Below are 21,523 nucleotides of genomic sequence, written 5' to 3' on the forward strand. Positions count from 1 at the left end.
ACCGAAGCCAACCCTTTTTAACTATTTGAAACTACTTCAAATGCGAACTCGTCGAGTGCTTACTTTAGTTGAGCTTTTACGTGCTCAACAATGTCAGTCATTGCGACTGCTGTTTTCTCACCAGTAGCACGGTTCTTGTATTCGAAGTTGCCTTCTTTCATTGAGCGGTCACCGATAATAATTGTATGCGGTACACCAATAAGCTCCATGTCAGAGAACATTACGCCTGGGCGTTCTTTACGGTCGTCAAATAGCACTTCGATGCCCATTGCCGTTAGCTCAGCGTACAATTTCTCAGCGGCTTCTTTCACTTCTTCTGACTTGTGCATGTTCATTGGAACGATCGCTACCTGGAATGGTGCGATTGCATCTGGCCAGATGATGCCGTATTTGTCGTGGTTTTGTTCAATAGCAGCCGCTACTACGCGAGTGATACCGATACCGTAACAACCCATTTCTAGGATGACGTTCTTACCATCAGGACCCAGTACACCACAGTTCATCGCTGCGGAGTAAGCGTTACCTAGTTGGAAGATATGGCCAACTTCGATACCACGCTTAAGCTGGATAATGCCCTTGCCACATGGGCTTGGGTCACCTTCCACAACGTTACGTAGGTCTTCAACTTGACCAAGCTCTACATCACGACCCCAGTTAATACCGAAGTAGTGTTTGCCATCGATGTTCGCGCCCGCACCGAAGTCGCTCATTACCGCAACGCTGCGGTCAACAATGAACGGCAGTTTAAGGCCAACAGGGCCTAGTGAACCAGGGCCTGCACCGATAAGCTCACGAATTTCTTCTTCAGATGCCATTTCCAATGGAGCTGCAACCTGAGGAAGGTTTTCTGCTTTCACTTCGTTCAGTTCATGATCACCACGAATAATAAGCGCGATGATTGGCGTATCAACTTCGTCAGATGCTTTCACAAACAGTGTTTTCACTGTTTTTTCAATTGGTAGTTCGAACTGCTCAACCAATTCAGCGATTGTTTTCGCGTTTGGCGTATCAACCAACGTCATTTCTTGTGTTGGTGCCGCAGCCTCAGAGGCTGGAGCTAGTGCTTCTGCTTTTTCAATGTTTGCCGCGTAATCTGACTCGCTAGAAAATGCGATGATATCTTCGCCGCTTTCAGCCAGTACGTGGAACTCTTGAGAGCCGCTACCACCGATAGCACCGCTATCTGCAAGTACAGGACGGTAATCCAGACCCATGCGATCGAATGCTTTACAGTAAGCATCGTGCATTGCGTCGTATGACTTTTGTAGTCCGTCTTTATCAATGTCAAAGCTGTACGCATCCATCATTGAGAATTCACGTGAACGCATTACGCCAAAACGTGGGCGTCGTTCGTCACGAAATTTAGTTTGGATTTGGTACAGGTTTAGCGGAAGCTGTTTGTAAGAGCTCACTTCATTGCGAACAAGGCTAGTGATCACTTCTTCAGCGGTTGGGCTAAGTACAAACGGACGAACATGACGGTCAGTAAAGCGAAGTAGCTCAGGGCCCATCTTTTCGCTGCGGCCTGTCTCTTCCCATAGTTCAAACGGCTGAACAACGGGCATCAAAGTTTCGACTGCGCCTGCATTGTCGATTTCTTGACGAACGATGTTTTCGACTTTACGCAGTACACGTAGACCAGTAGGTAGCCAGGTGTATAAACCTGAAGCCAGCTTACGGATCATACCTGCACGTAGCATGAGCTGGTGGCTCACTACTTCTGCGTCGTTTGGAGTCTCCTTCAGAGTAGAAAGAAGATAATTACTGGTACGCATTAAATTTATCCGTTTATTTAAGTTAGATACTCAAGCTTGAATAAGCAGGAGTATGGGAGTTCCCGAAAGGGAAATTTGTTAGCCGTCTATAATATCAGCCAATTGCGTTTGTCAAAAGCTTTCAATAGCGGTAACCGTTATTAAGTTGCTTGTTGCTGTGAACTTTACGTTCAAGTCGAACAAATTTACCGCATATTCTTTGTCGTCCGGCTTGTTTTTCTTATATGCAGGGCGAGGATCTTGTGCCAGAACTTGTTCAATGACTGATCTTACATAGTCAGTATCGGATCGATTTTCTATCGTTGCTAATGCTTGAGCAGAAAAGGTGACTTGTGACTTTTCTGGCTCTTGGTCTGCGTATCCGCCTTGTGCTTCCGAAATAGAATCCGAATAGGGGATATAAGGCTTAATATCCACAATCGGTGTCCCATCCACGAGATCTACACTGCCTAAATCAAGATAGATTTGATCGCCTTGCTTAGTGACTCCTTTCACTTCAACGGCTGACATTCCGATTCCGTTTGGACGGAAAGTCGAGCGCGAGGCAAAGACACCAATTCGTTCATTGCCGCCTAATCGTGGCGGACGTACAGTTGGTTTCCAACCAGCTTCCAGGTTCTGATCAAATAGAAACAACAACCAAACGTGAGAGAACTGTTCTAGCCCACGCACTGCTTCAGGGCTATTTGCTGCACCTAACAGTTTTACGCGTGCTTTAGCCTCTGGTACTAAGCGTGGTTGGCGCGGAACTGCAAACTTTTCTTTGTACGGTGTCTCAATGACGCCGATGGGTTCGATGGAATACATGGTGGACATCTTTAAGAATTCATTGAGATGAAAAGTATCACAAATTTCTCTTGCTTTTATTGTTGATAATGATTATTAATTAAAATGTTATAACATAACAATTTAATTGAAAGGAAAAGTATTATGAAACCAGGAATCCACCCTGAATATCGTCCTGTGGTGTTCCACGACACCAGTGTAGATAAGTACTTTGTCGTTGGTTCTACATTGAAAACGGAGAGAACCATCGAATGGAAAGATGGCAAAACTTACCCTTACTTTACGTTAGATGTGTCGTCAGCTTCTCACCCGTATTACACCGGTAAACAGCGCGTTGTACAAACCGAAGGTCGAATTGCGAACTTCAACCGTCGTTTTGGTCAATTTAAGAGCGAAAAGGAATAAATCATGAAGGTAGTAAAATCATTAAAAAGTGCAAAAAGTCGTCATCCGGATTGTCAGATTGTAAAACGGAGAGGGCGTCTTTATGTCATTTGTAAAACGAACCCGAGATTCAAAGCTGTGCAAAAGTAATCAGCCAGCATATATCTAACTTATGGTTTTGTTTAATTGATAATGTTGAGTTAATTATCTTACATGGATGAAATATCTACATTTTTATTCAATGTTGGTTATAAATGCCTCTGTTCGTCACAGTTTGTAACATTTAGGGCTTTTATTTGACCTTCTACTCAAGTACCCTTCGCACGCTTTTTGACATTTTTGTCACATTTGCATAGGAATAAAAACAAGGAGGGAACAGATGAGTTCATCTGATTCAATTAAACAAAACTCGCCTAAGAAGCCGCTGTTTACGCGCTTTTTGGATACTGTCGAATATTTGGGGAACTTATTACCCCACCCGATCACACTATTTGCCATTTTCTGTTTAGCCATTCTGGTGATGTCGGGTATTGCAGGATACTTCGAAGTTTCCGTAGTTGATCCTCGTCCTGAGGGTGCAAAAGGTCGTGCCGCGGATGGCATGATTCATGTCGTTAGCTTGCTTAACGCTGATGGCCTTGAACTAATCGTTACCAATCTAGTGAAAAACTTTGTCGGCTTTGCACCTTTGGGTACGGTATTGGTTGCGATGTTGGGTGTTGCTATTGCTGAATACTCAGGCTTGCTATCTGCAGCAATGCGTGGCTTAGTCATGGGTGCATCTCAACGCATGGTAACAGTGACGGTCGTTTTCGCGGGTATCATTTCAAATACGGCATCAGAGCTTGGCTATGTGGTACTTATTCCACTGGCTGCAATGCTGTTCCATTCTTTAGGTCGTCATCCACTTGCCGGTCTTGCTGCGGCGTTCGCTGGTGTATCTGGTGGTTACTCAGCAAACCTACTTATTGGTACGGTTGACCCGCTGTTGTCAGGCATTACTGAAACGGCGGCGCAAATGATTGACCCAACTTACACTGTTGGTCCAGAAGTTAACTGGTACTTCATGTTTGTGTCGACATTCTTCATTGCAATCACAGGTGCGTTTGTTACTGAAAAAATTGTTGAGCCAAAGCTTGGCAAATACAGTGAAGAAGAAGCATCAGAAGATTTGTCGAACGACAAAATGGGTGGCTTAACAGACATTGAGAAGAAAGGCCTAAAACTAGCAGGTGTTGCTGTACTGGTTGTTTCAGCGCTGCTTGCTTGGACGGTTGTTCCAGAAGACGGCATTCTACGTTCTGATGCAGGTACAATTGCAGGTTCACCATTCCTGAAAAGTATCGTGGCATTCATCTTTGTGTTCTTTGCTATTCCAGGCTTTGTGTTTGGTAAAGTTGTTGGCACGATGAAGACGGATCGCGATGTAATTGATGCAATGGCGAAATCTATGTCTTCTATGGGCATGTACATTGTATTAGTTTTCTTTGCGGCTCAGTTCGTTGCTTTCTTTAAATGGACTAACTTCGGTCAGGTATTCGCGGTTGCTGGCGCTAGCTTCCTGCAAGAAATTGGCTTAACTGGTCCAATGTTGTTCTTTGCCTTCATCCTGATGTGTGGCTTTATCAACCTAATGATTGGTTCGGCATCGGCACAGTGGGCAGTAACGGCTCCGATTTTTGTTCCTATGTTGATGCTTGTTGGTTATGCACCGGAAACGATTCAGGCTGCTTACCGAATTGGTGACTCGACGACAAACATCATTACTCCAATGATGAGCTACTTTGGTTTGATTCTTGCCGTAGCGACTCGTTACATGAAGAACTTAGGTATCGGTACGCTGATCGCGACCATGCTACCTTACTCAATCTGCTTCATTGTAGGTTGGAGTGTGCTGTTCTACCTATGGGTATTCGTATTTGGTTTACCAGTAGGCCCTGGCGCAGCAACATACTACACACCGTAGAAAACGGTTACCTCACACAGCTCCATTATAAAAAGCCTGCGAACGTCGCAGGCTTTTTTATCGATTGAGACTGTGTACGCAGGCTTACCTGATTATAGATGTCGGTTTATAGCTGAAAACGTATCAACAAAGGGCGATAAAAGTGCTGAGTGAGCCAGCACAAGCTTTTCCAAATTATGCGTTTGTACCAAGGTAAGTGCGCAATATAAACATAGCTAAATTCAATTTCTGGCCGGGCTTTTCTGTTGCGTTTAAAAGCCGGAGCGCCTGAGCTCATATTAAAGCGACGCTGGTATATCATTGCATGGCGGATGGTATAGGCCGATATTCGACGATACAATGCGAGGCGTTGTGGCTTATTGGTATCGTAGCCAAAAACTGGGCAAGTCATATCATAATCAATTTCTACAATGCCTAACGTAGCCAGCATCTCTTCTTGATAAAACAGTCCCACTAACTGTACTAATTTGTTCTGGCTCGCCTGTTTTAAATATTGGGTTGAAAACTGGATGTTATTGAGGCTGTATTTATCAAGGTAAAGCATGTCATATAACTCTTTGGCACGCTGAAACTCTTCATCAGTGGTCAGTGGCCTAAACTGCCAATCTTTATCATTAAGCAGTTTGAAGTCTTTCGTTAAATCTCGGTTGAAGCTGAACGCTTGCCAATCATCAAGTAAATACACTTGTCGTGTTACCAAGCTTTGCCATTTTGGCTGCTTCAATCGCTGAATTAAGTGTGAATGCTGACGCTGGTTGAGGGAGCGAAGCACCAAGGGAAAGGTGGGGTATTGATCGAGTGCGACGCGACGCAGTTCATCGAGATTTAAGGCTGCCCATTGTTCGCTATACATATTGGTGGACAAGCACTGATTGTTGAGCGTTTGGACTTGATCCAATCCAGCCAATGATAAGATTGGTTTAGTCATATTAATAAGTAACTTACATACCCATCGAACAGCCACATTTTTTACTTTGTGAAGCTCTTCTTCGGCGTAGCCACTAAGCAGTGTCATAGGGGAGACTGCATAACAGTTGTTTGGTATTTTTGGTGTTACGGAGTAAGGAATGGCAACATCATCGATATAGTAGCAACCAAAGCTTGCTGTGCATTCATCAATAGGATTTGACTGCATAAGAGTGATAAAGGTTTGATGCCATTCTTGAGAGGAAAGTGTCATGAGTTCAATGCCTCTCCATTCCACTCAATATCAACGGTAGAAGCGTCGCTCCACTTCGTCTTGTTCTGCCTAGCTAACCGGAGTAATTCAAACATACTCCGGATTTGGCTCCCGACCGGTAAGTTATGCTGTTGCATCACATTCACTCCAGACCACCAATCTTGCCAAGTTCGAGCCTTGAACAGGGATAACCCACCTTCAGCGATGAGTGTTATTGGCCCTAAATGATGCAGTCGCTGTTTGGAAGGGGCAGTAAATGCCATATTAGGGAGCAGTTGACTGCATCTAGACGAGAGTAGGTGCAAACCACTGGTGGCTCTTGGGTTACATTCAATCACGTAGAGTTCATCTTGTGATTTGATGAAGTCAAACGACACTTGCCCATGATAAGTATGACGTTTACCAAAAGCTGCGATAAATGTATCTAGTCGTTTGCATGAGATCGGCTGAAAAGCACTGGCGGCCGAGCCGTTTACACAGTATTTCGGCACATAAGCTTGGTGTGCTTTAAGGTCACCATGTTCAAAAATGGCATAGTTACACACCGGAGTCCCATGGATTTTTTGTTGCTGAACCCAAGGGTAAAGGGGCGATATCGTGGCGGCAGAAATAGACTGAGTCGTCACATCTCTTATGACTTGCCCGCCAAACCGAGAGTAAACGGGCTTTAGAACGGTTCTCTTATTAATTTCAATCTCACTTTTATCAGCGACCAAACGAGTTTTTGGAAGTGTGATTTCTGGCAAACCTTGAAGCTGTTCAAAGACGGTCAACTTGTTGTGCAGGGCATTGAGTAGTCCTACATTGGGCAGAAAAAAATCTACTTCTGGGCATTGTTTGGCAACATGAGCCAAGTAATACACTTCTTCACAAGTGGGTATCACTATATCAATACGCATCTGAGTAATGATTTTTAGGATCTGCTGTTGATAGGTGGGAAACGCAAATCGAGGTGAAGCGGTGGGTATATAAGACTCGATACCTCGCAAAAACGATCCCAGAGGCTTTTTTAGCGAATCGGTGAGAATTACTTCATGCCCATGATGCATACACATGGTTGCCCACTCTAGTGCAACTGGTGCTCGGGCTCCGGTGATTAAGACCCGCATATGTTCACCACACGTCGTTGTTTATTCATTGGCGTCCAAATAGGCGCAGGGCGGTAACTAAATCTGACAGGATCAAGCCGCAATTGGTCAAACAACTTTATCAAGGCTTGGTGTATAACCCGATGGTGGTGAACATCCGCTTCAATTTGAATGGCTTGTGACCCTGTTTGGGTGATTCGGTAATCCACGCGACCTTTGGCAGATAGTGTTATAGCGCGGTAGATGAGATCTGGTAACACCGTAACTGGGACGTGGTTTGCGTTTAGCGTGAGGCGATCACCACATCGTCCGGCAATCGTGCCAAGAGGTTCAAATACGCCATTATCCTGTTTATTCTCAATAATATCGTCGAGCTGATAACGAATAATGGGCTGAGTTTTACGACGAAAATCGGTGATAATTGGGCTGTAATGAGTACGTTCGGTATTCAGCCAATGTTTTTCGATGTAAATAACATCCTGATTCCAGCGCATTTGTCCATGCTGATCAGTACATGCAAGAAAACCTTCGGTACATTGATAGACTTCATGGAGTTCGCTGTCGAACCGTTGAGAAATAAAGTGACGGTCACTCTCAGTTAGGACTTCTGCACCAGAAATGATCCGCTGTGGTTGAATTTCGGGTTGACCAAATTGACCGCTGAACTGGGCGCAGAGCTGAAGAGCTTGCGCACTACCAACCAAAAGCGTGGGTTGGAACTCATCCAACTCTTTTATCCATTCTTGGTAAGGTTTAGTTAAATCCGCATAAAAGAATGTGACAGGGCCTTTCGCGACGGATTTATACAGTGGGCTGTTGGCGCGCAAGGCTAGCGCAATTCGGTGCTTTTGCCATAGGTTGGGCAACAGGCGAGCCAATATATTGCCAGCCCACAGTTGCGTTTCCTGTTTGTCAGCAAGAAACAACCCGCGCATGCCTGATGTGCCCGAAGAAAGCCCAACAGTAACATCGCCAACTTTCGAAGCGGCGAAGTTGCGTGACTGTTCTGCTTCGAGTGCTTGTTGCATTAGCTGTTCAGCATCTAAGCCTTTCGTATTCAACTCCGAGAGGTTCTCCATCATGGTTTGCTTATTCATGATAGGGAAATCACTAAGTACTGCACCTTGAAGTGAGCGGTAATACGGTGAATGACAGCATACCCAATCTAGGTGTTGCGTTAAATGTCGTTGCTGCCAAGCTTCGACTTGTTCCCTTGAACCGAAAGGGCGGTAGCGGGTTCGCCAGAATTCTGAGATAAGCGTTATCACTTCATCCACCCTTCTTTGATTAGCTGCTGGATAGTTTCCTGACAATGTGAAGGCACGAAGCGAACAAAGTGGTGGGTTTGTTGGTAGCAACTTCTCAACTCGGAGAGGGTGTTTTTATAGGCCTTTGTGTCATCGCAAAGCATGTTAGCCAGCCAATGCTGATCGATATTTTCACTCAAGCTCTCAATTAACCAACATGCATCGGCGAGTAAGAACATCCAATCTCGTTCTCTCTTAACTAATAGGCCCACTTGACCCGCAGCATGGCCTGGCAAGCTAACCATATAAATGAATCCGTCGTCGAACATGTCTTTACAGAGCAAATTAACACCTTGGCACTGAGGAAGAATTTGGCTGATTGGTACAGAAAAGTCACTATGAATGAATAAGTTAGATTCAAGTTGTGGAGGAAGTAGAGCTTTTAGGTATCCTTTTCTTACGCCTCCAATTCGACCACTTTTAGTAATTGCATCCACCCCTTTTTGTTGGCAATGCAATTGAGAGTGGGAAAACTCAGACACGGCAGCAATGTGATCAGCATGGAAGTGGGAGAGTACTAAGTGTTCAATATCATGAGGTTTGAGACTTTCTTTTGCTAACTGCGCAACAATTCCGTGTTCTTTTTTATAGCGACAAGGTGTTGTCCAAGCATAAAAACGTTCAGGGAAGGGGCGAGTCGCGCTAAAAAAATGCTCGTGATATCCCGTGTCAAACAGGATGTTGCCTTGTGTTGGGTGCTGAATTAACGCAACGGCTGCCGGAAATGCTCTAGGCTTGATACCAGAACCTGGTTTGACAACAAAGCCTGGGTGTACGCAGTGTCCAGCCTCAAAGATTTTTATTTTTAGACCAGTTTGCATACTGCTGTATTCCTTCTTGAATTGAAAAAAGCGGTTGGTAATTCAGTGTTTGTTTCGCCTTGCTGATATCCAGAGTTTGATGATAGTTAAATAATCCTGCGCTGTATGAGGTGAGCCTTGGTTCTGGCTGATGTGGTAAGTGCCTTCGTATTTGCTCACTGAGCTTTAATAATGGTGATACCACACCGTATGGTAATGATTGTAACGTTACTTTTAGGTTTAACCCCTCACATAAAGCTTGCAGAACAGTCTCAATTGGCATTGGTTCGTTGTTGGAAATGTTGAACACATCACCATGCTGAAGTTGGCCTGCCTGAGTGCAAGCGAGCATCGCTGCATGGGCAACGTTGTCGACATAGGTCAGATCAACCACAGGATTTCTACCCGATGGCAGAAGCAGAGTGTTGTTTTTTATCGCCTTAAGCACTCTTGGGATAATCGCGCGATCATTGGGTCCAAAAATGCCACGCGGTCTTAAAATGATCGCTTTGCTTTGGCCTTTTACGGCTTCAATTTCCGATAGGTATTTTGTGTGTGCATAATCATTACACCAGTATGAAGCTATGGCGTCGGTTTCTCGAATATTCCAACGGTCTTGATGGTCAAAGTAGACGCTGGTGGAGGAAATATGGATAAAACGCGAGATTTGATAGGTATTAGCCGCATTGACGAGGTTTTTGGTGGCATCTACATTGGCTTGATAAAACGCCTGCCACTTTCCCCATGGGCTTGAGAGAGCGGCACAATGGATGATTGCATCCATACCTTGGCATACCGCATGAACTGCTGAGTGGTCTCTTAAATCGACTATATGTGGGATAACATCGAATTGCTCGGCGAGTTGTTTAGAGATGACTGTATTTCGTGCTGTAAAATGCAGTTCATGCTGCTGGTGAAACATTCTCAGAATTGCGCTACCCAACATCCCGCTGCCACCAGTGACCAATATCTTCATAGTTTTAGCACTCCCATCCCTAGTGACAACCCTGCGGCGGTGCCAGCTAATAACACATGTTTTCCTGCGGTTTCTGGCTGATTACGCAGCCAGTGTAAGTTAATTGGGAGTGAGGCGGCGACTTGGTTTCCCAAAGTCGAAAAGTGATTAACGGTTTTCTCTGTTGGTAGCCCGGTGAGTGAAGGCAGTTTTTTTAATCCATGCGCGCTGGCTTGATGAGGAAGAAAATAATCAATATCGCCGAGTGTTACCGGAGAGGCGTCAAACCCTTTTTTTAGAAACGCTGGTAAGGCTTTACGCACATGTTTAAAGAGTGCTTTGCCCTCCATCTCAAACTGGCAACTTTTTAAATAGGCTTGATGCTCGGAGGTATGCGGATTGATATGACTACCTCCGCCCTTAATTTGACAAAATGAATACCCGGTATGATGCGTTTCAAAGTGACTGGTGAGCAATCCATCATCGTTGCGTTCTTCGAGCAAAAATGCGGCGGCACCGTCTGCGAATAGCGTTGCAACTTCTGGTTTGAGCGTAAAATTTCGATTCAGTGTGATGCCAGTGGCGAGTTCGCTGGTGACAATAAGAATCCGACGGTATCGTTTTGCTAAGAATAGACTCTGAGCAAGATCAAGCGCAGAGAGAAAGGATAAACAGGTGCTGTTCAAATCAAAGCTTTCTAGCCATGTTGGAGCGTCTAACGCGGCGAGAACCGCTGAGGCGTCGTAGGGTAGAGACTGGTGGTGTGTGCCGCTAGCGTAGATAAGAAGATCAACGGAGCTTAAGGTATGTGTGTTTCCTAAACACTGCTCTATTGCCTGCACTGCCATGTAAATAGCGGTCTCTTTTGTATTGGCTACATGACGATATTCAACGTCGAATTTATTTCGGCAGGTCCCTGGCGCTAATTTTAGGAAGCGATCCATCTCTCGAGCAGACCATTGATTCGTTGGCAGGTAGCTTCCACTGGAAACGATGTTAAAGCCCATTATTCTCTATACACTTATTAAAAACGTCGTTCAAAATAAACCACGTTGCATATTGAAGCTATGGCGAGCAAGATGAAAAATAAACAGAACAAAACAAATGGGAGTAAGAGCACGCTTTGGGTGCAATGCTGAGAATGAATTTTCAGGAATGAGCCAGGCTTTTATTTGCTGGCTCAATTTGAATAGAGTGAAGGTTACTTCTTAAATTTCGCCAAAATACGATCCAAATGGTTTGCAAATTCGCGTCGATCGGTTTGAGAAAGCGCGGCGGGCCCACCTGTCTGAATTCCGCTTGAACGCATGGTTTCCATAAAGTCGCGGATATTTAGGCGAGCTTTGATGGTGTCTTTTGTATAGAGCTCGCCACGAGAACTGAGGGCTTGAGCGCCTTTAGAGATAACCTCATCTGCAAGCGGAATATCTGACGTGATCACCAAATCGTTGGCTTCCACACGCTTGACGATTTCGTTGTCTGCGATGTCAAATCCCGCAGGGACTTGCAGCGAGTGGATGTTGTCTCTTTTCGGCACAGGGACAACGTGGTTAGCGACAAACGTACATTCAATCCCCGTACGCTCGGCGGCACGCACAATGGTTTCGCGAATAACTTTCGGACACGCGTCTGCATCTACCCATAACTTCATGATGATTTCTCACTGAGTTTCGCTTCTAACTCTTCAATACGAATGGCTAGCATTTTTACGGTGCGCTCTAGGGCTTCAAGACGATCATTATCGGTGTGGTGCTGCGCTGCGATTTCAACCTTGGGTACGCGTTGAGCACTCTTCCAACTTTTTATTGCGGTGATTAACGCTGGCATTGGAACTGGCGTTTTCAATCGTGCTTTCACTAACGCTACGGTTGGCTCTTTTCCTTGTTGTTGCAACTGTTCCATTGCCGCTTCTAATTCTTTAGTAACGTCTTGAGTTAACATTTTTAATCCTTAACAACGATATATCTATCATCATACGTTGAGTGCGCTGATTTGGCGAATGGCATTTTGGAGAGTGTAGTGTGAGAGATCTCTTACATAGGTTGTGAGAGAAAACGATTTCGTAAGCGGAAAAAGAGAAGATAAGGAGCTTAAGTTTATGATAAATAATGATTTAACAACTTGTTAACCAATGTGAGGGCCAAATATTTATCTTGGATAGATTGTCTATTTTTGGAAAAGGCGTAAATTGAGAGTTGTCAGCAGGAAGCAGACATGGAACAGGAAAGCACCAAGGATTTGGTTATCGTCAGGAAGACGATTTGGTTGGTCAGGATGATTAATCAAGCATGGAGCGTAGGACATTGTAAGGATACGATCATCAATAGGATGTTGATGACTAAGGATAGACAATGGACCCCTCTAGGATTGAGGTTATGGACAGCATCAGGAAGATGCAAGGGACACCGCTCAAGGAACAAGTGACGTGTGCTAACGAGGAATGTTAGCAGTCAGGATGATAAGGACACCGCTAGGACGGCGACGTAAGGAATAAGCTGACGGAATCAGCCACTATTATGGATGATGCATGGAGCACTTTTAGTAGCCGGACTGCTGCGAGTAAGACCATGACCCCGATACTTATGTGTCGGGGTCTTTCTTATATAAAAACGATATCCAGTGCTCTCATTGAATTAAGCATCTCGATGTTACTTGGGGATATCAATATCACAAAATATATAAATTCCTAATAACACTTAATAAAAAACAACTCAGATCAATATCCTTTCCAACCAGTTGGTTTAACTTTCGGCTTCTCTACAAGGTGTTATGCCCGCAATCATTGAGCATGTTCAGCTCATCGAGTTTGTGATCTGCGGATAGATTAAGTTTGTTGTAATCAAGGAACAGATGTGGCCATAGTAACCAGAAGAATGCTTCTTCTACCCTACAATGAGTCGTTGCAACTAGAATTCGTCATGCTGAATTGCTGTGCGAAAAACCGTGCTGAATTGAATGGTCCGTATACAGTTGCGTCTGCCAAACAGATGTTTGAGAAAATACTGGATGATGAGAACATTTATAGTATGGCAGTGCTAGAGAGCACCAGTCGTGACTATATGGGGCACGTGTTCATTGCTAATCTCGATTCCGAACCTGAATTAGGGTTTATTTTTGATAAATCATATTGGGGTAAAGGGTTAGCAACAGAAGCACTAAAAGCATTTTTCCCCAAAGCGTGCCGTGAGTTGGGCTTGAATAAGGTGAAAGCTAACGTGAATAGTAATCATCAGGCTTCTATGGCGGTACTGAAAAAGCTGGGATTTGTTAAAACAAAAGAAAGTAAGGATGTATATGGTCCTTACTTTGAAATGGAATTTACAAGCGATGCGGTGGTAGGTGAAAGTTCTGCGGCCTGAAACCGACCATGGTTAACTCTCCTTGGTAGCAATCGTCACCAAGAGATGAAAACTCAAATTGATACACCGTATGCCAACGCCAGACTCCGTCTGGCGTTTTTAGTTTATGGGCACCAAAGGCGATGCTGATTAATTGGAGATCCAATTGCTCACATTTACGCGTGATGGCCGCTTTTGCGAGTTCGGCTTGGCGACGCTGTTGCCAAAACAGGTAACAGAAAAAGCAGAGCCCTAAAATTGCTAAAAGATCACCAATCATTCCTGAACCTTTCTTAGCTTTTTGTTGCTTGTTGTAAGCTTACTAGCGCATTTGCTAGTTCCTCTGATGGGTTTGAATGCAGCAAAGGCAATAACACCATTCTTAACTCTGGCAGCATCACTAAATCGGCAAATAACTGATTAAATAGGGCTTGATTACCGGTTTGAGCTAAACGCAGCAAAAACTGTTCTGCTACCTTTTCATTGGCGAGTAAGTGCCAAGCGCGACCCGCAACACCAATCAAAACCTCCTGATGGCTTAAACGAGGGCTATGCAATATCGCATCTAATACTGGAGAGGCGACTTCTGTTGGTGCACCAGCAAGGGCTCGGATAAGTGCTGAAAGTAGGAAGAGATCAGGTTCGCTACTTGCGATTTCTTGCTGTGCCTTTTCCGCGATACGTTCTGCTAAACGCTCTTGAAGCTCTACATGCTCAAGCGCACCTAATAGGGCATAAAGTGGCTCATTTGGTAGGTGGTTCAACGCTTTGCGTATCATTACCCCGTTTTGCTCTTTGTCCAGGCGAGCGGCTATGTCTGTGATACCTTGCAGACCTACAGTTTGCCAATTATCCCAGCCTAAACCTCCAGAAAAGTAATGCTGGGTATGCTCGTAATATTGGCTGGTAGGAAGATTGAGGTTTGCGCGGACCTGGCTATGAAACACGGCCATTTTATCTTCGGAAGGTTTGAAAGTGTATGGGTTGTTAGACAGCTTTTGCTGTTGCTCTTCAGTGATATCATCATTGAGGCGTGTTCCCATAGCCTCCACTACGTATTTAATGAAATTGCCGATATCCGCTTGCTTTAACAAACCGCGCTCGTCCAATTCAAACTTTAGAAACCAAATCCAAGGTTGCTTTTGTTCATTCCAGTACGCGATGGCAAGGTGTGCTTTACGTTGCATTGGAAATGGGTAAGGTGCTTGACCTTTTTCTACATCGGTAAACTCTTTCTTAGCGATGGTTTTGATACGGCGACCAAGATCGAAGATTTGATAATCACAGTGGCTGTTGTTCAACAGTTGAGTGAGGGTTTGAATGTTTTCCATTAAATACGACGTCCTAACGTTCTTTTCACAAGAAATGGTATCATTCTCGGCTAATTCAAGGTTCGAGATAGAATTAATGGTAACAAATACTCAATTGGTCGACTTACTTCACCAACTTGAAGCGCAGCTTAGAGAGCATAACTTATGGCAATATACTATGCCTTCAGAGCAAGCCTTACAAAGTACGGAGCCATTTGCGATTGATACATTGCACCCTCATGAGTGGTTGCAGTGGATCTTTATAGCCAGAATGCACGCACTAGTGAAAAATAACCAACCATTGCCAAGAGGGTTTTCTCTCGAGCCCTATTTTTCAGAAGCGTGGAAGCAGGAACCGCAGTTCGCCGAGCTGCTTGTTACAATCCGAACCATTGACGAACTGTGTAAGTAAACGAATGCTAGAACAAGAAATAGCGCGATCTTCAGAACCAGTTGAGCTGGAGATCGTTTATCAGGATGAATATTTTGTAGCGGTCAACAAGCCTGCCGGCATGTTAGTGCATCGCAGTTGGTTAGATAAACACGAAACTCAATTTGTCATGCAAACTTTGCGCGACCAAATTGGTCAGCATGTGTTCCCATTGCATCGTCTGGATCGTCCAACATCTGGTGTGCTCGTGTTTGCTTTGTCGAGTGAAGTCGCATCACAAGTCATGCCGATGTTTGCTGAACATAAAATGGAAAAGACATACCACGCGATAGTACGCGGTTGGATTGAGGAAGAGGGCGTCTTGGATTACGCACTCAAAGTGGAGTTAGACAAGATTGCTGATAAGTTCGCTTCACAAGAAAAAGAAGCGCAAGAAGCGGTGACGGAATATAAGCCGTTGGCTAAAGTGGAGGTTCCCTATTCGACGGGTAAATTTCCTACAACGCGTTATTGCTTAGTTGAGATGAAACCTAAAACGGGGCGTAAGCACCAACTTCGTCGTCATATGGCACATCTACGCCATCCGATCGTGGGTGATACAACGCACGGGGATGGAAAGCACAACAAGCTGTATCGCACAGAGTTTGATTCTCATCGTTTGCTACTGCATGCTTCAGAGTTACGGTTTGTCCATCCATTTACCGATCAAGAGATTGTCATGACGGCCAATCTTGATGAAACTTGGCAGCAATTGTTTACTCGATTTGAGTGGGATGAACCGATAATCGGCGCAGTTAGATCTAGATAATGATTGGGTACAAATAAAAAGGGTTAGCATCAATGCTAACCCTTTTTAATATTTAAGACTTAACGTTTTACTTTAGTTTTTCAAGATCCGCTTCGATCTCTGCGATCTTGCTCGAAACGACTTTTTCTAAATGACGAAGGTCTGAAAGAATTTTCTCTTTTACATCAACCTCAGGTTGTTTCGTTGGCTTAGTGATTTTATTCAGTTCATCAATGACTAATGTGAGGTTACGGTTGATTTCCGTTACTTCTTTATATTTGTGACTGCCACTGTCCACAAGAACATTTTTGATTTGGCGCGGGTATTTGAATTTAACGCTTTTAGCGAACAGTTCGCCTTTTTGCTTGTGGAAATAGATCTTGAGTACGTCTTTGTGTGCTTCTTGGCGTAGGGAATAACGTTCAATCTGCTTAGGGTCGTGAATACCCAAACCAGTGAGGTGGGGATACATAGGCTACCTCTATTACATCGAATTGATATTGATATAACTGTAGCAGCCTATGTATGAGCTAGATAGCTGATATTTAGCCAAAATGCTTAACTTGTGGGCAAGATCGCTCTCGCCCTGAACCGAAAAGATTGGCAAATTTGATCTAAGCTGCGACCTCATCAGATAACTTTTCGATCAATCTCTCTCTTAGCTCATCCTGTTGTTCTTCACTTAATCTTCCCCCTGCATCACTGGTTAAAATAAACAAGTCTTCTGCTCGCTCACCAATGGTGGTGATTTTTGCACCATGAAGGTTGATATTTAAATCAGCAAACGTACGGCCTACTTTGGCCAACAGCCCTGGTGTGTCTAGCGCGACAAACTCCATTAAAGTGTGTTTTTTACCTTTGGTTGGTAAGAAGTCGACTTTGGTTTTCACGTTAAAGTGCTGAAGTTTGTTCGGAGTACGGCGCGTTTTAATCTTGGTTGGTCGGCCTGCCTCCAGTACATGAGTGAGGTGTTTAATCACCGCGGCGTGACGAGACTCATCGATCGCTTCGCCATGTTGATCGAGTACCATAAAGGTATCAATCACGTGCCCATCTTTGCTGGTCATGATTTGCGCGTCGTGTACATTAAAATTACGCCTATCTAACTCCGCCACGACTGTCGCAAATAAAGCAGGCTGGTCTTTCGTATATACAAACACCTCAGTGCCGCCACGAGTGGCTTTTTTACTGATTAATACCAAAGGCTTAGTCGGATCTTCCATGCGAAGTAAGTGTTCGCAGTGCCACGCGATTTGCGTATGGGTATGACGAAGGAAGTAGTCAGCTTTGAAGCGTTGCCACAATACTTCAATTTCGCGCGCGGCAAACCCCTCTTTGCGCAGCATTGCGGAGGCCATTTGTTGATTGTGGCGAATTCTCTCACGCACATCGACAGGATTCTCTAGGCCTCTGCGTAAAGCACGTTGCGTGGAGTAATACAGCTCCGCAAGTAAAGTTCGTTTCCACGCATTCCAAAGTTCTGGGTTGGTTGCACAAATATCTGCAACTGTCAGGCATACAAGATAATCGAGAGATTCTTCGTCTCTGACTTTTTTGGCAAATTCGGTAATGACATCGGGATCATAAATGTCTCGGCGCTGTGCGGTGACAGACATTAATAGATGATGTCTTACCAACCAAGCGACAAGTTTCGCTTCGGGCTTCGATAAACCATGCTCAATGCAGAAGTCGTACGCTTCTCCTTCACCGATAATTGAGTGATCGCCGCCACGACCTTTCCCGATATCGTGGAAAATAGCGGCAATAATCAGCAGCTCTTTCTTTTGCATCCGTGGGTAGACGTCACAGCAAATAGGGTGCTTCGCATGATTTTCTGGGTCACTAAAAGTGTTGATGTGTTTAAGTAAGCGAATACTGTGTTCATCAACTGTGTAGGCATGGAATAAGTCAAACTGCATTTGACCAACAATCTGACTCCATTGCGGTAAATAGGCCGCCATAACCCCTAATCGGTGCATTAGGCTGAATGCTTTGTGCAGAGCATTAGGGTGACGACATAACGCCATGAACTTTTCACGCGCAGCAGGAATGGTGTGCAAAAACTTGTTGAGCCGACGGCGAGCGGTGCGAAGTTGACGCAGCGTTGGTGGGCTCACCCCTTCAATAGTTGAGTCGTTAGCAATATGTAAGAACATATCCAGAATAGTTTCTGGGCGAGCTTGGAACAATGCGGGTTTCCGCGCTTCAATTAAAGAACCGCGACGTTGAAAGTCCGTATCGAGAATCTCGGCACTTTCTGTCGCCCCACCATTAATGATCGCTTGGTCAAAGAGTTTGAGTAGCATTTTATTGAGCTCTGCCACACGACGAAGCGTGCGGTAGAACTCTTTCATCATCATTTCTACGCCTCGGTTGCCTTCTCCGACGTAGCCTAGGTTTTCCGCAACTTGTGCTTGATGAGCAAAGGTCAAGCGGTTGTCATAGCGGCGAAGCTCCATGTGCAGAGCGAAACGTACTCGCCAAAGGAAGTCCTGACATTCAACCAATTCTCGGTATTCTGCGTCAGTTAAAAATCCGTATCGGCTCATTTCCAACAATGAAGTCGCACCAAAGTGACGTCGAGCGACCCAGCTTAATGTATGAATATCGCGTAGCCCGCCAGGGGTTGATTTAATGTCCGGTTCTAAGTTGTAGGTCGTGTCGTGGTAACGCGCATGGCGTTCGCGCTGCTCTTGAATTTTAGCGCGGTAAAACGTCTCACTTGGCCAGAAGGAGTCTGATAACACGACTTTCTTCAGTGCCTGAAAGGTGTCCTCGCTTCCACACAGCAGTCGCGCTTCTTGCAGGTTTGTCGCGACCGTTAGATCGGCTTTACCAATTTCAGCACATTCAGTAACGGTGCGAACAGCGTGTCCGACCTCGAGTTTTAAATCCCACAACAGCGTAATGAATTCGCTGATTTTTGCTTCTAACGCGGTTGGCAGTTTATTGTTCGACAGAATCAAAATATCGATATCGGAGAGCGGATGCAGCTCGCCTCGTCCGTAGCCACCAACGGCAACTAGGGAAATGTTGTAAATATCCTTGAAACCAAAATGTTGCCACAAACGATTGAGAAGCAGATCCATATATTCAGCTCTGGCTAAAACCAAGCTTGTTACCGGATGATGATTGAGAAACTCTTGGTTTTGATTAGAGCTAAACTTCTCTAATTCTTGTTTGAGTTCACCGATATTGATTTGTTCATCGGAAAAGGTAAGAGGGGACTGAAGTGTCATATTTGCCATCCGTGCAAGCTAATCTAATAACAATCTAACAAATTTGCGGCAGATAAAAAATATCCCCGCCGAAGCAGGGATATAGTAAACAACGAGTGGTCGTCAGCTTTACGCGTTTTTCATTAGGCGAGGAATCGTATCGTCGCTACGAAGCGTTAGTACTTCACAACCTTCTTTTGTTACTACAATGGTATGTTCCCATTGCGCAGAGTTCTTGCCGTCGCCCGTGTAAACAGTCCAGTCATCTTGTGCATCAACAGAGCAACCAAATTTACCAGCGTTAATCATCGGCTCAATAGTAAAGCACATGCCTTCTTTTAATACGCGGCGGTCTTTGTTCTTGTAATGAACCACTTGTGGTTCTTCATGGAACTCATCGCCGATACCGTGACCACAGAAGTCTTTCACAATAGAAAACTTGTTGCGAGGATTGTTCTTGTTGTTCTCTTTGATGTACTTCTCGATAGCTGTACCGATGTCACCAACCGTTGAACCTGGCTTAACGGTACGCATACCAACATACAGTGCTTCTTGAGCTACCATGCACAGACGTTTGTTTGCAGGCGAAACATCACCGACTAGGAACATCTTAGAAGTGTCACCATGGTACCCCTGAGGACGCACGCTCAGATCGGCATTCTCATCATTTGGAACGATTACGGTAATATCAACGTTTAAGATGTCGCCATCTTTTAGTACCGCCGGCTTCATTTGGCCGTTGCTACCGATTTCGTCTTTTTCCGCTGGAATACCGTGGCATACGATATGGTTGATTGAAGTACAGATCGACTTAGGGAAACCATGGTAATCAAGCGGAGCAGAGTATGCGCCTTTTTCTAGAGCGTACTCATGACAGATTTTGTTTAACTCTTCTGTCGTCACACCAACTTTGATGTGTGGTTCGATCATTTCTAGAATCTCTGCGGCTAGCTTGCCCGCAATGCGCATGCGTTCTATTTCTTCAGCAGTTTTAATCTTGATTGACATTGGCTTTCTCTACTTATTCCTAAGCACGTAAACGTGCGAATGGCCGCATTCTATCAGACATCGGGGCGTTAACCCAAGTTAGATAGGAATATGCATCATTCTTAATTCGATCATATGTTTAAAGTTTTGCTTATAAATAGGAGAAAGTGGCTCGGTGAAGAAATAATTTTTACTAGCCACAGTGAGCTAAAATATGGTATAAAGCGCGCCGGAATAGAGGACTGTTCTCTTCGTTTAGCAAAGTTAAGCGGCGAAGCAAGCTTCATCCGAATAACCTTTTATCTTTAAATCACACACATTCCGTCACATATTCCGGGGTGCTGAGCAGAAGCTTGGTCGGAGTTATGGGGAATGTGGAGGCCTAACCCCATAGAGGATTTTAAAATGGCAACTGTATCAATGCGCGATATGCTAAAAGCTGGTGTTCACTTCGGTCACCAGACTCGTTACTGGAACCCAAAAATGAAGCCATTCATCTTTGGCGCTCGTAACAAAGTTCATATCATCAACCTAGAAAAAACTGTACCAATGTTCAACGACGCTCTAGCTGAACTAGCTAAAGTTGGCGAGAAGAAAGGTAAGGTTCTATTCGTAGGTACTAAGCGCGCTGCATCTGAAGCTGTTAAAGAAGCTGCAATCGCAAGCAACCAGTTTTACGTAAACAACCGCTGGTTAGGCGGTATGCTTACAAACTACAAAACAGTTCGTCAGTCTATCAAGCGTCTAAAAGAACTAGAGACTCAATCTCAAGACGGTACTTTTGACAAACTAACTAAGAAAGAAGCTCTAATGCGTACTCGCGAAATGGAGAAGCTAGAGAAATCTCTTGGTGGTATCAAAGACATGGGCGGCCTACCAGACGCTCTATTCGTAATCGACGCTGATCACGAACACATTGCAATTAAAGAAGCTAACAACCTAGGTATTCCAGTATACGCTGTGGTAGATACTAACTCTAACCCAGACGGCGTTGACTACGTAATCCCAGGTAACGACGACGCGATCCGCGCTGTACAGCTATACCTGAACGCTGCTGCTTCAGCAGTATCTGAAGGTCGTAACAAAGACGTAGCTGCAGTTGCTGAAAAAGACGGTTTCGTAGAAGCTGAATAATAGCGGCTCTGTGTCACACTTGGTCTATGTGAAACCTTTGTGTAGCATAAACTAAGTTATAGTTAGCAATGGGGGCCGACAATGTTAGGCCCCTGTTTTTTACCTTATTTCGAATCA

General features: G+C 44.6%; 22 protein-coding genes. 7 read left to right on the forward strand and 15 right to left on the reverse strand.

Going from position 1 to position 21,523, the window contains the following annotated elements; genetic code table 11:
• Positions 1-59 precede the first annotated feature (59 nt).
• Both R7Q48_RS13815 and tsaA read right to left on the reverse strand, forming a co-directional pair.
• Entirely contained in the window at positions 60-1,775 is a 1,716-nt protein-coding gene (locus R7Q48_RS13815) for a proline--tRNA ligase (protein ID WP_017820763.1), read from the reverse strand.
• A gap of 111 nt (positions 1,776-1,886) precedes the next feature.
• A complete protein-coding gene (gene tsaA, locus R7Q48_RS13820; protein WP_005380294.1) occupies positions 1,887-2,582 on the reverse strand; it encodes a tRNA (N6-threonylcarbamoyladenosine(37)-N6)-methyltransferase TrmO in 696 nt (231 codons plus the stop codon).
• Positions 2,583-2,705: 123 nt separating this feature from the next.
• On the opposite strand from tsaA, the gene R7Q48_RS13825 reads away from it, so the two are divergent.
• The 3 genes from R7Q48_RS13825 to R7Q48_RS13835 all read left to right on the forward strand — a co-directional run bounded on the left by R7Q48_RS13825 (position 2,706) and on the right by R7Q48_RS13835 (position 4,911).
• Positions 2,706-2,966 carry a type B 50S ribosomal protein L31 gene (locus R7Q48_RS13825; protein WP_005380295.1) on the forward strand — a complete coding sequence of 87 codons (261 nt, stop codon included), beginning with the start codon at positions 2,706-2,708 and terminating at the stop codon, positions 2,964-2,966.
• 3 nt (positions 2,967-2,969) lie between these two features.
• A complete protein-coding gene (ykgO, locus tag R7Q48_RS13830; RefSeq protein ID WP_005380299.1) occupies positions 2,970-3,095 on the forward strand; it encodes a type B 50S ribosomal protein L36 in 126 nt (41 codons plus the stop codon).
• A 229-nt stretch (positions 3,096-3,324) separates the two neighbouring features.
• Positions 3,325-4,911 carry an AbgT family transporter gene (locus R7Q48_RS13835; protein ID WP_005380301.1) on the forward strand — a complete coding sequence of 529 codons (1,587 nt, stop codon included), beginning with the start codon at positions 3,325-3,327 and terminating at the stop codon, positions 4,909-4,911.
• A gap of 106 nt (positions 4,912-5,017) precedes the next feature.
• Here the strand turns inward: R7Q48_RS13835 and R7Q48_RS13840 are convergent, their stop codons facing one another.
• From R7Q48_RS13840 to R7Q48_RS13875, 8 genes are all read right to left on the reverse strand, one after another.
• Positions 5,018-6,091 (reverse strand): hypothetical protein, encoded by a 1,074-nt coding sequence (locus R7Q48_RS13840; protein ID WP_167415394.1) that lies wholly within the window; start codon positions 6,089-6,091, stop codon positions 5,018-5,020.
• A complete protein-coding gene (locus tag R7Q48_RS13845) occupies positions 6,088-7,200 on the reverse strand; it encodes an ATP-grasp domain-containing protein (protein WP_262607094.1) in 1,113 nt (370 codons plus the stop codon). The genes R7Q48_RS13840 and R7Q48_RS13845 overlap by 4 nt, the downstream gene beginning before the upstream one ends.
• Positions 7,188-8,456 (reverse strand): F390 synthetase-related protein, encoded by a 1,269-nt coding sequence (locus R7Q48_RS13850; protein WP_395230381.1) that lies wholly within the window; start codon positions 8,454-8,456, stop codon positions 7,188-7,190. The genes R7Q48_RS13845 and R7Q48_RS13850 overlap by 13 nt, the downstream gene beginning before the upstream one ends.
• Positions 8,444-9,307, reverse strand: coding sequence for an MBL fold metallo-hydrolase (locus tag R7Q48_RS13855; protein ID WP_053349822.1), 864 nt, complete (start codon positions 9,305-9,307; stop codon positions 8,444-8,446). The genes R7Q48_RS13850 and R7Q48_RS13855 overlap by 13 nt, the downstream gene beginning before the upstream one ends.
• Positions 9,276-10,262 carry an NAD(P)-dependent oxidoreductase gene (locus tag R7Q48_RS13860; RefSeq protein WP_318132334.1) on the reverse strand — a complete coding sequence of 329 codons (987 nt, stop codon included), beginning with the start codon at positions 10,260-10,262 and terminating at the stop codon, positions 9,276-9,278. The genes R7Q48_RS13855 and R7Q48_RS13860 overlap by 32 nt, the downstream gene beginning before the upstream one ends.
• Positions 10,259-11,248: a ketoacyl-ACP synthase III gene (locus R7Q48_RS13865; RefSeq protein ID WP_318132335.1), complete on the reverse strand. Its 990-nt coding sequence runs from the start codon at positions 11,246-11,248 to the stop codon at positions 10,259-10,261. Before R7Q48_RS13865 ends, R7Q48_RS13860 begins: the two co-directional genes overlap by 4 nt.
• 194 nt (positions 11,249-11,442) lie before the next feature.
• A complete protein-coding gene (locus R7Q48_RS13870) occupies positions 11,443-11,892 on the reverse strand; it encodes a YaiI/YqxD family protein (protein ID WP_005380310.1) in 450 nt (149 codons plus the stop codon).
• Positions 11,889-12,182 carry a hypothetical protein gene (locus tag R7Q48_RS13875; RefSeq protein ID WP_005391777.1) on the reverse strand — a complete coding sequence of 98 codons (294 nt, stop codon included), beginning with the start codon at positions 12,180-12,182 and terminating at the stop codon, positions 11,889-11,891. Before R7Q48_RS13875 ends, R7Q48_RS13870 begins: the two co-directional genes overlap by 4 nt.
• A 932-nt stretch (positions 12,183-13,114) precedes the next feature.
• Here R7Q48_RS13875 and R7Q48_RS13880 point away from each other — a divergent pair.
• Positions 13,115-13,600, forward strand: coding sequence for a GNAT family N-acetyltransferase (locus R7Q48_RS13880; RefSeq protein WP_025768243.1), 486 nt, complete (start codon positions 13,115-13,117; stop codon positions 13,598-13,600).
• Here R7Q48_RS13880 and R7Q48_RS13885 read toward each other — a convergent pair.
• Positions 13,560-13,859: a DUF3301 domain-containing protein gene (locus tag R7Q48_RS13885; RefSeq protein WP_005380315.1), complete on the reverse strand. Its 300-nt coding sequence runs from the start codon at positions 13,857-13,859 to the stop codon at positions 13,560-13,562. The genes R7Q48_RS13880 and R7Q48_RS13885 overlap by 41 nt on opposite strands.
• Before the next feature lie 13 nt (positions 13,860-13,872).
• Complete coding sequence (locus R7Q48_RS13890) at positions 13,873-14,910, reverse strand: DUF3549 family protein (RefSeq protein WP_033905517.1); 1,038 nt, start codon at positions 14,908-14,910, stop codon at positions 13,873-13,875.
• A gap of 76 nt (positions 14,911-14,986) precedes the next feature.
• On the opposite strand from R7Q48_RS13890, the gene R7Q48_RS13895 reads away from it, so the two are divergent.
• Positions 14,987-15,301, forward strand: coding sequence for a YqcC family protein (locus tag R7Q48_RS13895; protein WP_213871633.1), 315 nt, complete (start codon positions 14,987-14,989; stop codon positions 15,299-15,301).
• 4 nt (positions 15,302-15,305) lie between these two features.
• Entirely contained in the window at positions 15,306-16,088 is a 783-nt protein-coding gene (truC, locus tag R7Q48_RS13900; RefSeq protein ID WP_017820755.1) for a tRNA pseudouridine(65) synthase TruC, read from the forward strand.
• A 67-nt stretch (positions 16,089-16,155) separates the two neighbouring features.
• Here the strand turns inward: truC and R7Q48_RS13905 are convergent, their stop codons facing one another.
• The 3 genes from R7Q48_RS13905 to map form a co-directional block, all read right to left on the reverse strand.
• On the reverse strand, positions 16,156-16,539 hold the full coding sequence (locus R7Q48_RS13905) for a DUF3461 family protein (protein WP_005380322.1): 384 nt from the start codon (positions 16,537-16,539) through the stop codon (positions 16,156-16,158).
• A gap of 142 nt (positions 16,540-16,681) precedes the next feature.
• Positions 16,682-19,306 carry a bifunctional uridylyltransferase/uridylyl-removing protein GlnD gene (gene glnD / locus R7Q48_RS13910; protein ID WP_017636037.1) on the reverse strand — a complete coding sequence of 875 codons (2,625 nt, stop codon included), beginning with the start codon at positions 19,304-19,306 and terminating at the stop codon, positions 16,682-16,684.
• 108 nt (positions 19,307-19,414) lie between these two features.
• Positions 19,415-20,293, reverse strand: a complete 879-nt coding sequence (gene map, locus R7Q48_RS13915; protein ID WP_005380326.1) for a type I methionyl aminopeptidase — start codon at positions 20,291-20,293, stop codon at positions 19,415-19,417.
• Between the two features lie 384 nt (positions 20,294-20,677).
• On the opposite strand from map, the gene rpsB reads away from it, so the two are divergent.
• Positions 20,678-21,406: a 30S ribosomal protein S2 gene (gene rpsB, locus R7Q48_RS13920; RefSeq protein ID WP_005380327.1), complete on the forward strand. Its 729-nt coding sequence runs from the start codon at positions 20,678-20,680 to the stop codon at positions 21,404-21,406.
• Positions 21,407-21,523 lie beyond the last annotated feature (117 nt).

The organism is Vibrio sp. 378 (assembly GCF_033339435.1).

What these genes read in the sequence shown, in the direction of transcription:
- R7Q48_RS13815 (WP_017820763.1), bottom strand. Translation starts at nt 1,775, where the DNA reads ATGCGTACCAGTAATTATCTTCTTTCTACTCTGAAGGAGACTCCAAAC.
- tsaA (WP_005380294.1), bottom strand. Translation starts at nt 2,582, where the DNA reads ATGTATTCCATCGAACCCATCGGCGTCATTGAGACACCGTACAAAGAA.
- R7Q48_RS13825 (WP_005380295.1), top strand. Translation starts at nt 2,706, where the DNA reads ATGAAACCAGGAATCCACCCTGAATATCGTCCTGTGGTGTTCCACGAC.
- ykgO (WP_005380299.1), top strand. Translation starts at nt 2,970, where the DNA reads ATGAAGGTAGTAAAATCATTAAAAAGTGCAAAAAGTCGTCATCCGGAT.
- R7Q48_RS13835 (WP_005380301.1), top strand. Translation starts at nt 3,325, where the DNA reads ATGAGTTCATCTGATTCAATTAAACAAAACTCGCCTAAGAAGCCGCTG.
- R7Q48_RS13840 (WP_167415394.1), bottom strand. Translation starts at nt 6,091, where the DNA reads ATGACACTTTCCTCTCAAGAATGGCATCAAACCTTTATCACTCTTATG.
- R7Q48_RS13845 (WP_262607094.1), bottom strand. Translation starts at nt 7,200, where the DNA reads ATGCGGGTCTTAATCACCGGAGCCCGAGCACCAGTTGCACTAGAGTGG.
- R7Q48_RS13855 (WP_053349822.1), bottom strand. Translation starts at nt 9,307, where the DNA reads ATGCAAACTGGTCTAAAAATAAAAATCTTTGAGGCTGGACACTGCGTA.
- R7Q48_RS13860 (WP_318132334.1), bottom strand. Translation starts at nt 10,262, where the DNA reads ATGAAGATATTGGTCACTGGTGGCAGCGGGATGTTGGGTAGCGCAATT.
- R7Q48_RS13865 (WP_318132335.1), bottom strand. Translation starts at nt 11,248, where the DNA reads ATGGGCTTTAACATCGTTTCCAGTGGAAGCTACCTGCCAACGAATCAA.
- R7Q48_RS13870 (WP_005380310.1), bottom strand. Translation starts at nt 11,892, where the DNA reads ATGAAGTTATGGGTAGATGCAGACGCGTGTCCGAAAGTTATTCGCGAA.
- R7Q48_RS13875 (WP_005391777.1), bottom strand. Translation starts at nt 12,182, where the DNA reads ATGTTAACTCAAGACGTTACTAAAGAATTAGAAGCGGCAATGGAACAG.
- R7Q48_RS13880 (WP_025768243.1), top strand. Translation starts at nt 13,115, where the DNA reads ATGCTTCTTCTACCCTACAATGAGTCGTTGCAACTAGAATTCGTCATG.
- R7Q48_RS13885 (WP_005380315.1), bottom strand. Translation starts at nt 13,859, where the DNA reads ATGATTGGTGATCTTTTAGCAATTTTAGGGCTCTGCTTTTTCTGTTAC.
- R7Q48_RS13890 (WP_033905517.1), bottom strand. Translation starts at nt 14,910, where the DNA reads ATGGAAAACATTCAAACCCTCACTCAACTGTTGAACAACAGCCACTGT.
- R7Q48_RS13895 (WP_213871633.1), top strand. Translation starts at nt 14,987, where the DNA reads ATGGTAACAAATACTCAATTGGTCGACTTACTTCACCAACTTGAAGCG.
- truC (WP_017820755.1), top strand. Translation starts at nt 15,306, where the DNA reads ATGCTAGAACAAGAAATAGCGCGATCTTCAGAACCAGTTGAGCTGGAG.
- R7Q48_RS13905 (WP_005380322.1), bottom strand. Translation starts at nt 16,539, where the DNA reads ATGTATCCCCACCTCACTGGTTTGGGTATTCACGACCCTAAGCAGATT.
- glnD (WP_017636037.1), bottom strand. Translation starts at nt 19,306, where the DNA reads ATGACACTTCAGTCCCCTCTTACCTTTTCCGATGAACAAATCAATATC.
- map (WP_005380326.1), bottom strand. Translation starts at nt 20,293, where the DNA reads ATGTCAATCAAGATTAAAACTGCTGAAGAAATAGAACGCATGCGCATT.
- rpsB (WP_005380327.1), top strand. Translation starts at nt 20,678, where the DNA reads ATGGCAACTGTATCAATGCGCGATATGCTAAAAGCTGGTGTTCACTTC.